The sequence below is a fragment of the Rhodothermales bacterium genome (assembly GCA_017643395.1).
Taxonomy (GTDB): Bacteria; Bacteroidota; Rhodothermia; order Rhodothermales; family UBA10348; genus JABDJZ01.
The window spans coordinates 1,291,111-1,305,595 of sequence record JAEPNP010000001.1 but is presented as its reverse complement, the minus strand read 5'-3'; the positions used below and the strand labels follow the sequence as shown (position 1 = coordinate 1,305,595).

General features: G+C 64.2%; 10 protein-coding genes. 6 read left to right on the top strand and 4 right to left on the bottom strand.

Going from position 1 to position 14,485, the window contains the following annotated elements; translation table 11 throughout:
- Position 1 precedes the first annotated feature (1 nt).
- The 4 genes from JJ896_05230 to gcvP all read left to right on the top strand — a co-directional run bounded on the left by JJ896_05230 (position 2) and on the right by gcvP (position 6,368).
- Positions 2-1,534, top strand: coding sequence for a hypothetical protein (locus JJ896_05230; protein ID MBO6779036.1), 1,533 nt, complete (start codon positions 2-4; stop codon positions 1,532-1,534).
- A complete protein-coding gene (locus tag JJ896_05225; protein MBO6779035.1) occupies positions 1,531-2,418 on the top strand; it encodes a serine hydrolase in 888 nt (295 codons plus the stop codon). The genes JJ896_05230 and JJ896_05225 overlap by 4 nt, the downstream gene beginning before the upstream one ends.
- Positions 2,415-3,188 (top strand): ribonuclease III, encoded by a 774-nt coding sequence (gene rnc / locus JJ896_05220; protein MBO6779034.1) that lies wholly within the window; start codon positions 2,415-2,417, stop codon positions 3,186-3,188. Before JJ896_05225 ends, rnc begins: the two co-directional genes overlap by 4 nt.
- A 327-nt stretch (positions 3,189-3,515) precedes the next feature.
- Positions 3,516-6,368, top strand: coding sequence for an aminomethyl-transferring glycine dehydrogenase (gene gcvP, locus JJ896_05215; protein ID MBO6779033.1), 2,853 nt, complete (start codon positions 3,516-3,518; stop codon positions 6,366-6,368).
- 636 nt (positions 6,369-7,004) lie between these two features.
- Here gcvP and JJ896_05210 read toward each other — a convergent pair.
- Positions 7,005-7,898, bottom strand: a complete 894-nt coding sequence (locus JJ896_05210) for a hydroxymethylglutaryl-CoA lyase (protein ID MBO6779032.1) — start codon at positions 7,896-7,898, stop codon at positions 7,005-7,007.
- Positions 7,899-7,930: 32 nt separating this feature from the next.
- On the opposite strand from JJ896_05210, the gene JJ896_05205 reads away from it, so the two are divergent.
- Positions 7,931-9,919, top strand: a complete 1,989-nt coding sequence (locus JJ896_05205) for a M1 family metallopeptidase (protein MBO6779031.1) — start codon at positions 7,931-7,933, stop codon at positions 9,917-9,919.
- The gene (locus JJ896_05200; GenBank protein MBO6779030.1) at positions 9,919-10,794 is read left to right on the top strand and encodes a hypothetical protein; all 876 of its coding nucleotides are present in this window, start codon (positions 9,919-9,921) and stop codon (positions 10,792-10,794) included. Before JJ896_05205 ends, JJ896_05200 begins: the two co-directional genes overlap by 1 nt.
- 176 nt (positions 10,795-10,970) lie before the next feature.
- On the opposite strand, the gene JJ896_05195 is transcribed toward JJ896_05200, so the two are convergent.
- From JJ896_05195 to rpoN, 3 genes are all read right to left on the bottom strand, one after another.
- Complete coding sequence (locus JJ896_05195; GenBank protein ID MBO6779029.1) at positions 10,971-11,189, bottom strand: hypothetical protein; 219 nt, start codon at positions 11,187-11,189, stop codon at positions 10,971-10,973.
- Positions 11,190-11,531: 342 nt separating this feature from the next.
- Positions 11,532-13,007: an aminotransferase class V-fold PLP-dependent enzyme gene (locus tag JJ896_05190; protein MBO6779028.1), complete on the bottom strand. Its 1,476-nt coding sequence runs from the start codon at positions 13,005-13,007 to the stop codon at positions 11,532-11,534.
- Positions 13,004-14,482 carry an RNA polymerase factor sigma-54 gene (gene rpoN / locus JJ896_05185; GenBank protein MBO6779027.1) on the bottom strand — a complete coding sequence of 493 codons (1,479 nt, stop codon included), beginning with the start codon at positions 14,480-14,482 and terminating at the stop codon, positions 13,004-13,006. The genes JJ896_05190 and rpoN overlap by 4 nt, the downstream gene beginning before the upstream one ends.
- Positions 14,483-14,485: the final 3 nt, after the last annotated feature.

The window sequence follows — 14,485 nt, the reverse complement described above, 5'->3', positions numbered from 1 at the left end:
GATGCAGAAACCGGATACGCTGCGTGGGCGCGCGGCGCAGCTGATTTTCCCGCGCCTGGGCTCCAATATGCCGCCCGCTGTTTCGGTGGCGGAGGATCTGGAGCGTGCTCTTCGTCTGCTGGACGAGGTACCTGTCGGCGGCATGGTGGTCTTTCGGGGCCATCACGCATCGACTCCCCCCGCACTGCAGGCCCTTCAGCGGGCTTCACGGACGCCTCTGCTCTTCTGTTCGGACCTGGAACGCGGGGCCGGGCAGCAGGTGGCCGGACTGACCGTGTTCCCGCACGCCATGGCGCAGGGCCGGTCCGGGGCCGACGCGGTGGAGCGCGTCGCTGCCGCCACGGCTTGCGAAGCTCGTTCGGCCGGCATCGGCTGGCTGTTCGCGCCCGTCGCGGATGTGCACTCCAATCCGGTCAATCCCATCATCTCTACCCGGGCGTTCGGCTCTGACGTTTCCGAATGCAGCGCGTGTGTCCGGGCCTTCGTGCGTGGCACCCGGGCCGGGGGCGGACTCAGCACCGCAAAACACTTTCCCGGGCACGGTGACACCGATACCGACTCGCACGATGTGCTCCCGGTGGTCAGCAAGACCCGGGAGGAGCTCGAAGCGGTCGAACTTGCTCCCTTCCGTGCCGCGATCGACGCCGGAGTGGACGCCATCATGACCGCCCATGTGTCCTACCCGGCGCTGGACCCGAGCGGAACGGCAGCTACGTTTTCCGAGCCCATCCTGCGCGGTGTTCTGCGCGAAGAGCTTGGATTTCAGGGCGTGATTGTATCGGACAGTCTGCTCATGGGTGGCGCCGGCGCGGCCGTGTCGGCGCGCGCCGCAGAGATCGTCCGGGCGGGGGTGGATGTGCTGTTGGACATCTCCGACCCTGACATTGCGCTGAGCGCGCTCGTACGGGCCGTGGCGGACGGCTCCCTGGACGAACGACTGGTTCAGGAAGCGTTCGAGCGGGTTTGGACCCTGAAGCAAACCCTCATCGATCGGCCGGCTCCCGTGCCGGCGGATCCCGGCCAACTCGCGCGCAGGATTGCCCGTGCCGCCATATCCGTAGAGGGAGATGTCGCCGGCGTACTCGCAGGTCACGGACCGATCCCGCTGGCGGTGATTCGCCCGCATACCGACTATCCGGATCCAACACGAGCGGATGCCGAGGCCCTGCTGGCCGGTCACGGTTTCGAAGTCTCGCGCTTTGGCCCTGATGCGACTGCGGACGAGTACCGGGCATTTTCGGACGCAGCCGCGCAGGCGGGACGGGCCGTGGTTGCCATGATCGTGAAGCCGGCTGCGTGGCATGCCTTCGGGCTGCTACCCCACCAGGCCGCCTTTATCCGCGAGCTGACAGTGCCCTGCGTGCGCGCCTGCCTCGGAAGCCCGGACGCAGACCGCGAGCTGCCGAGACCGGCTGCACGGCTCGTCGCCCTGAGCGATGTGCCTGTCAGTGTGCAGGCAGTTGCCGATCTTCTCCACGGGGCCGGCCCAGGACCCGCTCCCAACCAACCGAGTCGCGCCGCGGCTGACGAATGAGAAGAAGTTTGCTTTCCGCAGCCTTGCTGCTGCCGCTGCTAGCCTGCACCCAGCCCGTGGACACCGACGCGCTTTCCGCCGACCTCGACCGCATCGCACAATCCCGACCGGAGGCCACTGTGGCCGTCTCCATCCGGGATCCGCACAGGGGACTCGACTTCGATCGCAACGGGGATCGCCTTTTCCATGCCGCAAGCACCATGAAGGTGCCGGTCATGATTGAGGTGTTTCGGCGGGTCGAGGAAGGTGCCTGGAGCCTCGATGATTCGCTGGTTGTCCGAAACAGTTTCAGTTCGATTGTAGACGGCTCTACGTATGCGATCGGTGACGACTCGGACGATACCATCTACGGTCTGCTGGGCCGACCAATGGCCGTTCGCGAGCTGGTGACCAACATGATCGTGGTCTCCTCGAATCTGGCGACAAACCTTCTCATCGATGAGCTCGGCGCGGAGACGGTGCAGGCCACGAGCGAAGCACTCGGAACCACACACATGCGCACGCTGCGTGGTGTGGAAGACTTGAAAGCGTTTGAGCAGGGGCTGTCCAATCAGGCCACCTCAGAGGACCTGGCCACCCTCATGCTGACCCTCATGGAGGGGCACGCCGTAAGTCGCAGGGCCGACGCCGAAATGGTGGACATACTCAAGGCCCAGGAGTTCAACGAGATGATTCCTGCCGGTCTGCCGCCAGACGCGCAGGCGGCCCACAAGACCGGGCAGATCACGGCCATTCATCACGATGCCGCCATCGTCTATCCGGAAGAGGGCGAACCGTTCGTGCTGGTCATTCTGATCGAAGGCCTTGCGGATGACACCCAGAGCGCCGAATTGGGGGCGGCCCTCACCCGTGCGGTCTATGCGCACCTGCGTGGAGACGCGTGAGCTGGCTGGGTCGCATATGGTCCTGGATCCGCCGCAACGGCGATGTGGAGCCGGCGCACGGCATCACGCCGGAGTCGGTGACGGCCGTGACCGGCCTGCCGGTCGGCGACCTGTCCCTCTACGTACAGGCCATGCGTCACCGCTCTCTGCTGCGCGGTCGACCGGGCTCCGCGATCGAGTCCAACGAGCGGCTGGAGTATCTGGGCGATGCAGTCCTCGGCTTTGTCACCGCCGAGTATCTGTACGCGGAGTACCCGGAGGAGGCGGAGGGCTTTCTGACTCGACTGCGCTCCAAACTGGTGAATGGAAAGGCCCTGGCGGCCCGTGCCCGCACGCTGGGTCTCGATCACCTGATTATGGTTTCGGACAACCTGCGGCAGCAGGGGCAGACCCAGAAGTTCACCAGCATCATGGCGGACGCGTTTGAGGCACTCATCGGTGCGATCTATCTGGATCAGGGCACGGATGCCGCACGTGCCTTCATCATGCGCACCATGCTGGAGCCCCTGGACCTGGACGCACTGATGCTGCGGGAGGACAACCACAAGAGTCTGCTCCTCGAGTTCGCACAGGCTCGTGGCTGGCCGCAGCCCGTGTACCAGCTCCAGGACGCGACAGGGCCGTCTCACAAGCGGCATTTCACGGTCGGCGTGCGAGTGCAGGGAGAGACCGCCGGAACCGGCGAAGGCGCCAGCAAGAAACAGGCGGAGCAGCGTGCTGCAGCTGAGGCCCTGAAGGTGCTTCGGGAGGCCGACGCCGAGGCGGACTAGGCTGGGGGCGGCGCGGAGTCGGCCGATGCGGCTGCGGAGGAGGCCGAGGCCGGGGCGGAGTGGGCCGATGCGGCTGCGGAGTAGGCCGACGCCGGGTGGGCTGGCGTGCACGCCGGGTAGTACGGCGGCGGACCTTTCGCACGGACCCAGCGCCCGGGCCCGCGCCGGCGCCGCACCCGCGTCCCGGAAAGCGCTTTCCACAGAAACTGAACAGCGCCCGCGGCTCCCCCCGGGGCAACTCGCGTTTGCGCATCGCCGGCCGGGCAGGAAGTCCCCTGTACCGGTTGCAACGCGTACTTTCCGTACTTCGGACCAAGCCCTTTCCCGATGGCAGTCGACCTGAACCCCACCGACCGCTTCGCCGATCGCCACATCGGCCCCTCCGCCTCGGATGTCGAGGACATGCTGACTGTTGTCGGCGCCTCCTCGCTCGACACGCTTGTCGATGAGACGGTGCCCGAGAGTATCCGCCTGGGCAGGGACCTGCACCTGCCGCCAGCCCTGACCGAGCACGAACTGCTTGCTGAAATCCAGGCGATCGCCGGGTCCAACAAACAGTATCGAAGCTTTATCGGGATGGGGTACTACGGCACCCTCACCCCGCCGGTCATCCAGCGGGGCATCCTCGAGAATCCCAACTGGTACACCCAGTACACGCCCTACCAGGCCGAGATTGCCCAGGGCCGGCTGGAGGCTCTGCTGAACTTCCAGACCATGGTGAGTGACCTCACCGGCCTGGAAATTGCCAACGCGAGCCTGCTTGACGAGGGCACGGCTGCGGCCGAGGGCATGAGCATGATTTACCGGAAGGCCCGTAAGCGCGTCGCCTTCTTCGTGGACGAGAACTGCCACCCGCAGACCATCGAGGTGGTACGCACCCGCGCCGAGCCCATGGGTATCGGGATCACGGTTGGGGACGTGGCCTCCTTCGAGATGAGCGATGCGTTCTTCGGCGTGCTCATACAGTATCCCGAGACCGACGGCCGCGTGGTAGACCACCGCGCCCTGTGCCAGGCCGTGCACGACGGCGGCGGACAGGTGGTGGTGGCCAGTGATCTCCTGGCACTGACGCTGCTCGAGGCTCCAGGCGAGTTCGGAGCGGACGTCGTGGTCGGATCCAGTCAGCGTTTTGGCGTGCCGATGGGCTTCGGCGGCCCGCACGCCGCGTTCTTCGCCACCCGTGACGAGTTCAAGCGCTCCGTTCCCGGCCGCATTATCGGAGTGACCGTGGACGCTGACGGCGGCACCGCGCTGCGCATGGCCCTGCAAACGCGTGAGCAGCACATTCGCCGTGACAAGGCCACCTCCAACATCTGCACCGCCCAGGTGCTGCTGGCCGTGACGGCGAGCATGTACGCGGTCTTCCATGGGCCCAGGGGCTTGAAGGCCATCGCCAAGCGGGTGCACGACATGACCAAGGTCCTGGCCCGCATGCTGGTCGAGGGCGGACTGTCCGTGCGCCACGCCGACTTCTTCGACACCCTGCGCATTGACGGCGCCGACGTCGACGGCGTGCGCACACGGGCCGAGCAGGCTCACATGAACCTGCGCTACTTCGACGACGGCTCGATCGGGGTCTCGCTGGATCAGGCATCGACCCAGGCGGAGATTGAGCTGCTTGCACAGGTGCTCACGGGCGGCTCAGTGTCCATCGCCCGTATTCTGGAGGCCACGGACAGCGGTTACGACGGCGCCATGCCGCGCACGACCGGCTATCTCGAGCACCCGGTGTTCAACACCGTGCATTCGGAGACGGACATGCTGCGCTACATGCAGAAGCTGTCCTCGCGTGACCTGTCGCTGACCACGAGCATGATTCCGCTTGGCTCGTGCACCATGAAGCTGAATGCCACGGCGGAGCTCATGCCCATCACGTGGGCTGGGTTGAACAGCATTCATCCGTTTGCACCGTCGGAGCAGGTGCCGGGCTACCACCGCATCATCTCCGACCTGGAGAACTGGCTTGGCGAAATCACCGGACTGCCGGCGGTCAGCCTGCAGCCCAACTCCGGTGCGGCCGGCGAATACACCGGATTGCTCACCATTCGCGCCTACCACCAGAGTCGTGGAGAGGGGCATCGGGATGTCTGCCTGATTCCGAGCTCGGCGCACGGCACCAACCCCGCGAGTGCGGTCATGGCCGGCATGCAGGTAGTGGTGGTGAACTGCGACGAGAACGGCAACGTGGACATCGCAGATCTCGAAGCGAAGGCGACCGAGCACGCGGAGAAGCTGTCGGCGCTGATGATCACCTATCCGTCCACGCACGGGGTGTTCGAGCGCGGTATTCGACAGATCTGTCAGATCGTGCACGACCACGGCGGCCAGGTGTACATGGACGGCGCGAACATGAACGCGCAGGTCGGGCTGTGTCGTCCGGGGGATTTTGGTGCGGATGTCTGCCACCTGAACCTGCACAAGACATTTGCCATCCCGCACGGCGGCGGCGGCCCGGGCATCGGCCCAATCTGTGCGCAGCCGCACCTGGGACCGTTCATGCCGGGCCACCCGCTGGTAAAGACCGGCGGCGCCGAGGCCATCGGTCCGGTCGCGTCTGCGCCGTTCGGCAGTGCCGGTGTGCTCGTCATTTCCTGGGCGTACATCGCCATGCTGGGTGCGGACGGCCTCAAGCGCAGTTCGCAGGTGGCGATTCTGAACGCTAACTACATGGCCAAGCGTCTGGAGGGCACGTACGATGTGCTCTACACCGGACCCGGCGGCCGCGTTGCCCACGAGTTCATCCTGGACCTGCGTCACCTCCGGCAGCACACCTCGCTGACTGAGGTGGACGTGGCCAAACGGCTCATGGACTACGGATTCCATGCGCCGACCATGTCGTGGCCTGTCGTGGGCACAGTCATGGTCGAGCCTACGGAGAGCGAGGCCAAGGCCGAGCTGGACCGGTTCTGCGAGGCCATGATCTCCATTCGGAGCGAGATTCAGGAGGTGGAACTGGGCATTGCCGATGCCGAGCGCAACGTGCTCAGTCAGGCCCCGCACACGGCCGCCAAAGTGCTGGCTGATGAATGGGAAATGCCCTACCCACGGGAGAAGGCCGCGTATCCCGCACCCTGGACGCGTGAGCACAAGTTCTGGCCGACGGTGCGCCGCGTGAATGACGCGCAGGGCGATCGGCAGCTTGTGTGCACGTGCCCGCCGATTGAGGCTTATCAGGACTGAGGGCTTGGCTGTGGGTGCGGAGCGGCGCGCACCGCCGGGGCGCTTGGGGCTCGGCGCCGGTTCGGGCGCGTGGGCCGGGGCGCGGGGCCGCAGCGGCACGCCGGCCGGGCACGCGGGGCCGGGCACGCCGGCCGGCCACCAACATGGAAAATCAGGGCTGAATCCCACCTCTGGCCCGATTTCAAGCGCGGCTAAGTTGAAAACGACGGCCGGATTACACAACGGGGTCTGCTACGGCCCGGCGGGAGATGGGATCGAGGGCCTCGATTCCATGTCGCCGCCGGATCGGCCCGCGTTGGGCGCGGCGGCCGCGGCACGCCGGGCCGGGGCGCGGGGCCGTAGCGGCACGCCGGGCCGGGCGCTTGGGCTGCGGGGGCCGCGAGGCCGGCCACCAACATGGAAAATCAGGGCTGAATCCCACCTCTGGCCCGATTTCAAGCGCGGCTAAGTCGAAAACGACGGCCGGATTACACAACAGGGTCCGCTACGGCCCGGCGGGAGATGGGATCGAGGGCCTCGATTCCATGTCGCCGCCGGATCGGCCCGCGGCCAGTCCCGCTTCGGCGCGCCGCAAAGGCCGGATCAGCGGCCGACAAGGCCAGATCGGCGCGCTGAACGGCCAGTCCCGCTTCGACCCTACACCAGGCGATACATGCGCCCCGACAGCGCATGCCCAACGTGATCCTCGACGGCCCGGCTGATCGCAGCGACACCCGGAACGTCCAGGCCGTGGCGCAGACCCAATCGCCCGACCAGATACGCTGTGTCCTCGGTGGCGATGTTGCCGGTAGCGCCGGGTATGAACGGGCAGCCGCCAAGGCCGCCAAGAGAGGTGTCGAACCGCCGCACCCCAGCTTCTATGGCGGCAGCGACATTCGCCATACCCAGGCCGCGCGTATCGTGCAGGTGAAGTACCAGGTCCACGCCGGGCGCCGCCGCCCGCACGGCCTCAACCGTGCGCTTGATGGTCACAGGACTAGCCATTCCGGTGGAATCCGCCAGCGATAGCGACTCCAGGTCGCGGTCAGCAAACGCTGCGACCACCTCGCGCACACGAGCCAGTAGCGTATCGTCAGGCTCCTGATAGCCCCACACGGTCTGCAGACCTAGCTGTGCGGCAACCCCGGCCTGCGCCGCCGCGTCAAGCATGGCGTGAGCAGCGTCGATGCCCTGCTGCACGCTCATGTTGGCGTTGTCCTTCGCGTGCTGCTCGTTGAGTGCGATCGAGAGATCCACCGTGCCGACGCCTGCCGCGACAGCCCGCTCCACGCCCTTCACATTCAGGGCAAGCGCGGTGAGGGTCGTGCCGTATTGCGAGGCCTCCGGGAGCAAGGCCTCCAGCACCACCTCCGCGTCTGCCATCTGCGGCACCCACTTCGGGTGCACGAATGAGGTGGCCTGTATCCGCCTGACACCCGCGGCCATGAGTCCTCGGATGACCCTCAGCTTGAACGCCGTGGGGATGGGCGTCGCCTCGAACTGGAAGCCGTCCCGCGGCCCTACCTCACAGAGTTCAACGAAATCGGCCATACCTCCCGCCCACGGATTCGTAATCTGCGGCCATGAATCGCAGGCACCCCCAAATGTTCTTGCCGGCGCTGCTGGCGGCACTGATGCTGCCGGCGACTATGGCCGTGGCGCAGACCACCTCAGACGAACCGCTGTCCGAGCGGCGGGTGTCCTACCAGATGGACGTCACGCTCGACCCGGAGGCAAGAACCGTCACCGGGTCGCAGCGCCTGACCTGGCGAAACCCGGGCAACACGCCGGTCGACGAGCTACGATTCCATCTCTATCTGAACGCATTCAAGCCGGGCTCCACCTTTCAGAACGAGAGCGGCGGTGAACACCGAGGATTCTCGGATGAGCGCAGTGATCGATGGGGCGGCGTTGAGATCACCCGCATGGAAATCGCCGGCGAGTTGCCGGCCGACCTGGCCGGTGCGCTGCCCTACTCGGGCGCTCCGCAGGACCTGACGGGCCAGATGCGATTCATCCAACCCAACGACGGCAACGCGCGGGACGAGACGGTGATGGCCGTCACTCTGCCGCAGGCCGTGCAGCCCGGCGAGACCATCACGCTGGACCTGGAATTCGAGAGTCGCCTTCCGCGCATCACGGCGCGCACGGGCTGGCTGGAAGACAGCGATGGTCGCCCCTTCTTTTTCGTGGCGCAATGGTTTCCGAAGATCGCCGTCTACGAAGTGCCCGGACAGCGCTATGTACCCCTGGACGCGGAGACAGGACAGTGGAACGCCCATCAGTTCCACGCCAACTCGGAGTTCTATGCGGACTTCGGTACATACGACGTGACCCTGCGCGTACCCCGCTCCTATGTGGTGGGCGCGAGCGGTGTCGAGGTCTCCGAGGATCTCGTTTGGGGCGAAAAGACCGTGCGTTATCTGGCCGAGGATGTGCACGACTTCGCGTGGACGGCCTACGAAGGCTATCGCGAGTACACGGAAACCTGGCGACACGTCAACCTGAGGTTGCTGCTGCGCCCCGAGCACGACACCGAGACCCAGCGGCGGCGTCACTTCGATGCAGCTATCGCATCGCTCGAACGATTCGACGATTGGGTGGGCCCGTACCCCTATACGACACTGACATTGGTCGATGGGATTGGCGGCTCGAACGGCATGGAGTACCCGACGCTGATCACCTGCGGGACCAACTACATGCTGCCCGAGTGGGTGAAGTCCCTGGAGCTCGTGACCGTGCACGAGTTCGGGCACCAGTACTTCTACGGCATGCTGGCCAGCAACGAGTTCGAGGAGGCCTGGTTGGACGAAGGCATGAACTCCTACCTCGAGAGCCGCATCATGGACGATGCCTTCGGGGGGGCCATTCAACTGCCCGGCCTCACGCTCGGTGGCAAGGACCTTCACCGTTTGGTCTACGCCCACCAGGATCCGTCGCGCGGCACGCTCGACACCTGGTCGTGGCAGTATCGCTACTCCTCCGACTACGGGCGCAACTCCTACTCAAAGCCGGCCACGGTGATGAATACGTTGGAGGGTCTCCTGGGCTGGGACACCATGCGGGAGTTTCTCCGGGCCTACTACGACGAGTGGGCGTTTCGCCACCCGACCACGCGGGACCTCCAGGCGACACTGGAGCGCACGTCCGGACAGGACATGGACTGGTTCTTTGATCAGTACGTGTACGGATCCGCTGTGCTCGACTACCGCATGGATTCGGCAACGTCCAACCAGGTTGAGTCCAGGGACTCTACGGAGAGCTGGCGCAGCCGTGTAGTGGTGCAGCGCGTTCTGGACGGCCATGTGCCGACGACGGTGCGCATGGAGTTTGAGGACGGAAGCACACGGGATTTCCGATGGGATGGTCAGGATGCCTGGCGCACGTTCTCGCACACCGGAGATTCCAGGCTTCGGAAGGCGGTGATCGATCCGGACGATGCGCTCACGCTGGAGATCAACCGACTCAACAACGGACAGGCATTGCGAGGCGACTCACCAGGCAGTGCGCAAAGACGCGCCTTCGCCTCACGCGTCCAGCAGATCCTGCTTCTCTTTTCCGGCCTGTTCTGATGATTGCCCGTCCCCTCTCCACCGGCATTCAGACTATGCGAGCGCGGCCCGGACTGGCCGTGTTGCTCTGGGCGGTGCAACTCACTCTTGCCTGGTTGATCGCTACTCCTGTGGGTGCGGCAATCGACGCCTCATTCTCCGAGTCAGGCTTTGGCGACGAGCCACTGAATGCCGTGCTCTTGGTGGACTTCTTCCTCCAGAATCGCGGCGTCGTCGCAAGTCTCCTCGGCATGCTCGTTGCCGTCTTCCCGGTTTGGTTGGTCTGGTCGGCGCTGAGTGGGGTGGGCCTGGCACACGCGCTGCGGGACGGAGGCGCGAGGAGCTTCTGGACGGGTGCGTCTTCCTGGTTCTGGCCGGGGCTGGGAGTCACGGCCATCTTTGCACTGGTCGCACTGGTCTGGACCGTGGTCATGGCGGTCCTTGGTTTGGTACTTGCAGCTGGCGGCGGCGGCGAAGTGGTCGTGTTCTGGACCTCGCTCGTGTTCGTACCGACGCTCTGGATCTTCGGCCTCGCAGCGATGGACATGATGCTCGACTATGCGCGCATCGGGCTTGCTGCGCGGGACTTGTCCGTTATCAAGGCAGTGTTCTTCGGGGTGTCGTTCCCGCTGCGGCGACTGAGCGCGCACCTGCTTTACGTGGTCTGGTTCGGCCCGGCCTTGCTGCTGGCCGTGGGCCCGGCTCCGCTTGAAGCCGCACTCGGGCTAGGCTTCCTTACGTTCCTCATTCAGCAGGTCCTTCTGCTCGCCCGCCAGTTCGTGACCATCGGCTGGATCGGCTCCGAAGTCGCCCTGCATGAGGAGGTGCTCGACTCGGAGTGGGGCGCCATCGCCCAGGCTACTGCGACCGTCTCAGCGTTCGGAGCTGAGGGGTAGGCAGGGTGCCGTGCGAGAGTCGTGCAACTCCCTGCCCCAAAAAAGAGAGAGGCCAGGCGCCGCTTCCAAAAGCGCCCGGCCTCAACGTCGAAGGGTGAACAGTCCGCATCACCCACCGTTGCGGACGTTCAAGACACACAGGAGGAGGTAGTGTGTATAGAAACCTGCTTCGACGATTAGGAATTGCGTGCGTAGCCCAGCATGTCGTTGACTTCTCCGAGCTTGGGCATACGGAGAGCTGAGGAGCCCTTTTCAGAGACCACGTCTCTGAAGTAGCGGGCCATTGCCATGCGCTCGGTCTTGCTCGCCTTGCGAGAGTCCATAATGCGCATCATGCGTTTCCACTGACGTTCGGTGATCTGCCCCTGCATGTATAGGGTCAGCAGATTCGACATCGAGGAACCGGAAGGAGTGAGATTTGCGGAAGCCATGGTTAACACCCTTGGAAGCGTGGTGGAAAGTGTTTCGCTCCAGATGAAGCGAACACCGTGCCAAAAAAACACAACGGGGCCGCAACGGGGCCACGGATGGTGTATTAACCGCCCAAAACGCGCCGCAATGACCCTTTTTAACCAGAGGCGTTTCGTCCGCGTTTTGTAACGCGGCTGTCTCGCAAACGCGGATCGCCGGAAGTAAGCGACCGATTGTCGACGTTTCAGGACGTCAGAATGAGACAGGCGGAGCGCTCTGGGTGCCTTCCGCAAACCCGGGCTCTGACAGCCTGTCGAGCGCCCGTCCTACAGCGCTGCCCCTTCCCGCTCCAGCGAGAACCACTCCTCCACCGGCAGCGCCCGCTCCTCGCGGTGCACATACTCGTTGGTGTTGGGATCGTACCGGTAGTCCTTCTCCCACTCGGTGATGTTGGCGCGCACGGCGGCGAGCGCATCGATCACGATCTCCAACTCCGCATCAGTCATGGTGGGGTGCAAGGACAGGCGCACCCACCCCGGCTTCTCAGACAGATCGCCTTCATTGATCCGGTCCGTAATCCGGTGTGAATGCTCCGGATCGACGTGCAGCAGATAGTGTCCGTACGTCCCGGCGCACGAACAGCCGCCGCGCACCTGGATGCCAAACCGGTCATTGAGCAGCTTTACGACCAGGTTGTAGTGAATGCCCTCAAAGTAGAAGGAGATCACACCCAGACGATCCCGCAGATGCTCCGCCAGGATCACGAGTCCGGGAATTTCTCCCAGCCCCTCAAAGGCCCGGTCCAGCAGCTCCTTCTCGCGGACATGGATCGCATCGCACGTGATCTCTTCTTTCAGCTTGATGCAGAGGGCGGCCCGAATGGTCTGCAGGAAGGCGGGCGTACCTCCGTCTTCGCGATCCTCGATGTTGGAGACAAAGCGGTGCTCACCCCAGGGGTTCGTCCAATCGACCGTGCCGCCGCCCGGCTCGTCCGGCACATGGTTGGGATCCAGGGCCGAGTCAAAGACCATGATTCCTGCGCTTCCCGGACCGCCCAGAAACTTGTGCGGGCTGAAGAACACCGCATCGAGGCGCGCGGCCTCATCCTCCGGGTGCATGTCGATGGGGTCGTAGGGCGCCGACGCTGCAAAGTCGACAAAACACAACCCGCCGGCCTCGTGCATGATGCGCGCCATTTCGTGATACGGCGTGCGCACGCCCGTCACGTTGGAGCAGGCCGTGAACGAGCCGATCAACCGCCGGCCCTCGTACTGCTTCACGGCCTCCCGCAGCGTCTTCATGCAGCACTCGCCGTTGGGCATCGGCTCCAGCCAATGCACATCGGCGATAGTCTCCAGCCATGACGTCTGGTTGGAGTGGTGCTCCATGTGGGTGAGGAGAATCACAGGCCGCTCGGACTCAGGCACGTTGACGTGCGGCATGAGCGGCTCAGGAATGCGCAATCCCAGGATCCGCTGGAGCTTGTTGATGACGCCCGTCATGCCGCTGCCCGTGGCAATGATGACATCATTCGGGCCCGCGTTGACGTGCCGCTTGATGATGTGCCTGGCCTCGTGATACGCACGCGTCATCGACGTCCCGGTCACCGAGGACTCGGAATGCGTATTCCCAACCCAGGGACCAAACGTGCCGTGCAGTTTGTCCTCGATCGGCCCATACAGCCGGCCCGAGGCAATCCAGTCTGCGTAGATCAGCTGCTTGCGCCCATAGGGCGTCTCAAAATCGTGGTCATGGCCAACGATCCCCTGCCGAAACCGCTCGAAGTAGGCCTCGGTGCTCACGACAACACGATTTCTTTGCGCAGCCGCGCCACAGGAATACCGAGCTGCTCCCGGTACTTGGTCACCGTGCGCCGCGCGATCTGGAAGCCCTTGTCCTCCAGCATCGTCGCAATCTTCTGATCGGAGAGCGGCTTCTGCTTGTTCTCGTCTCCGATGATCTGCTCGATGATGGCCTTGACCTCCTTGTTGGAGATCTCCTCGCCGCTCTCGGTGGACAGGCCCTCGGAAAAGAAGTACTTCAGCTCGTACACGCCAAAGTCACACTGCACGTACTTGCCGTTCACCACGCGGCTCACCGTGGAGATGTCCATGTGGATGATGTCGGCGATGTCCTTCAGGATCATCGGCTTCAGGTAGCCGTGGCCGAACTTGAAGAACTCATCCTGGATCTGCACGATCGCCTCCATCACCTTCAGCATCGTGTGCCGACGCTGGTGGATGGAGTTGATAAACCACTTGGCGGACTCCAGCTTTGACTTCAGGAAGTTGCGCGTTTCCGAGTCGAACGCGCCGGCGGTGTTGCCGCGCTTCTTTTCGGTGGTTATCTGCTCGAGCATCTGCCGGTACTGCTTCGAAACCCGCAGCTCCGGCGTGTTGCCGTTGTTCAGGCTGATGAGGAATTCCTCCTCGTCATAGCGCACCGTGAAGTCCGGCGTGATGTAATTCTGCGCAGCGGTGAACTCGCCTTCGCCCGGCTTGGGATTCAGCCGCTGGACCAGATCATACGCGTCCTTGAGCTCGTCCGGTTCGATTTCGAGCTTGCGCATGATGTGGTCAAAATGCTTCATCGTGAACTCCTTGTAGGTCCGATCAAGCATGCGATGGGCAGCAGTCCGCCCAGGCGTATCCTCGGGCATGGCCTCCAGCTGCACCATGAGGCACTCGCGCAGATCCCGCGATGCGATGCCCAGAGGCTCCAGCTTCTGGATCCGCTTGAGCACCTTCTCCACGGCGTCCTCCTCCACGAGTACACCGTAGTTGAAGGCCACATCGTCAATAATGCTCTCCAGCGGCCGCCGCAGGTAGCCGTCCTCATCGATGGAGCCGATAATCTGCTCGGCTACCAACTCCTGGTCGTCCGTCAGATTCAGGAACGACAGCTGGTCCTTCAGGTGCTCAGCCATCGAGACCCCGGCCGCCATGGGAATCTCCTTGCGCTCCTCCTCGTCCTGGGAGTCCACACGCGCTTTGTGACCGTAGAGGTCGTCTGCGTCCGGGAGCAACTCCTCCCAGTTGTAGTCTTCGTCTTCGTTCTTGGAGTCGTCCTGCTGATCCGCCTCGTCCTTGGCTTCAGCGCGTTCCTGCTGGTCTTCCTCCTCCTCGTCCAGCCCCTCCTCCAGCAGCGGATTCGTCTCGATCTCCGCCTTGATGCGCTGTTCCAGCGCGAGCGTCGGCAGTTGCAGCAGCTTGATGTACTGTATCTGCTGCGGCGACAGCTTCTGCTGCAGGGACTGTTTCTGTTGGAGATTCAGCATATG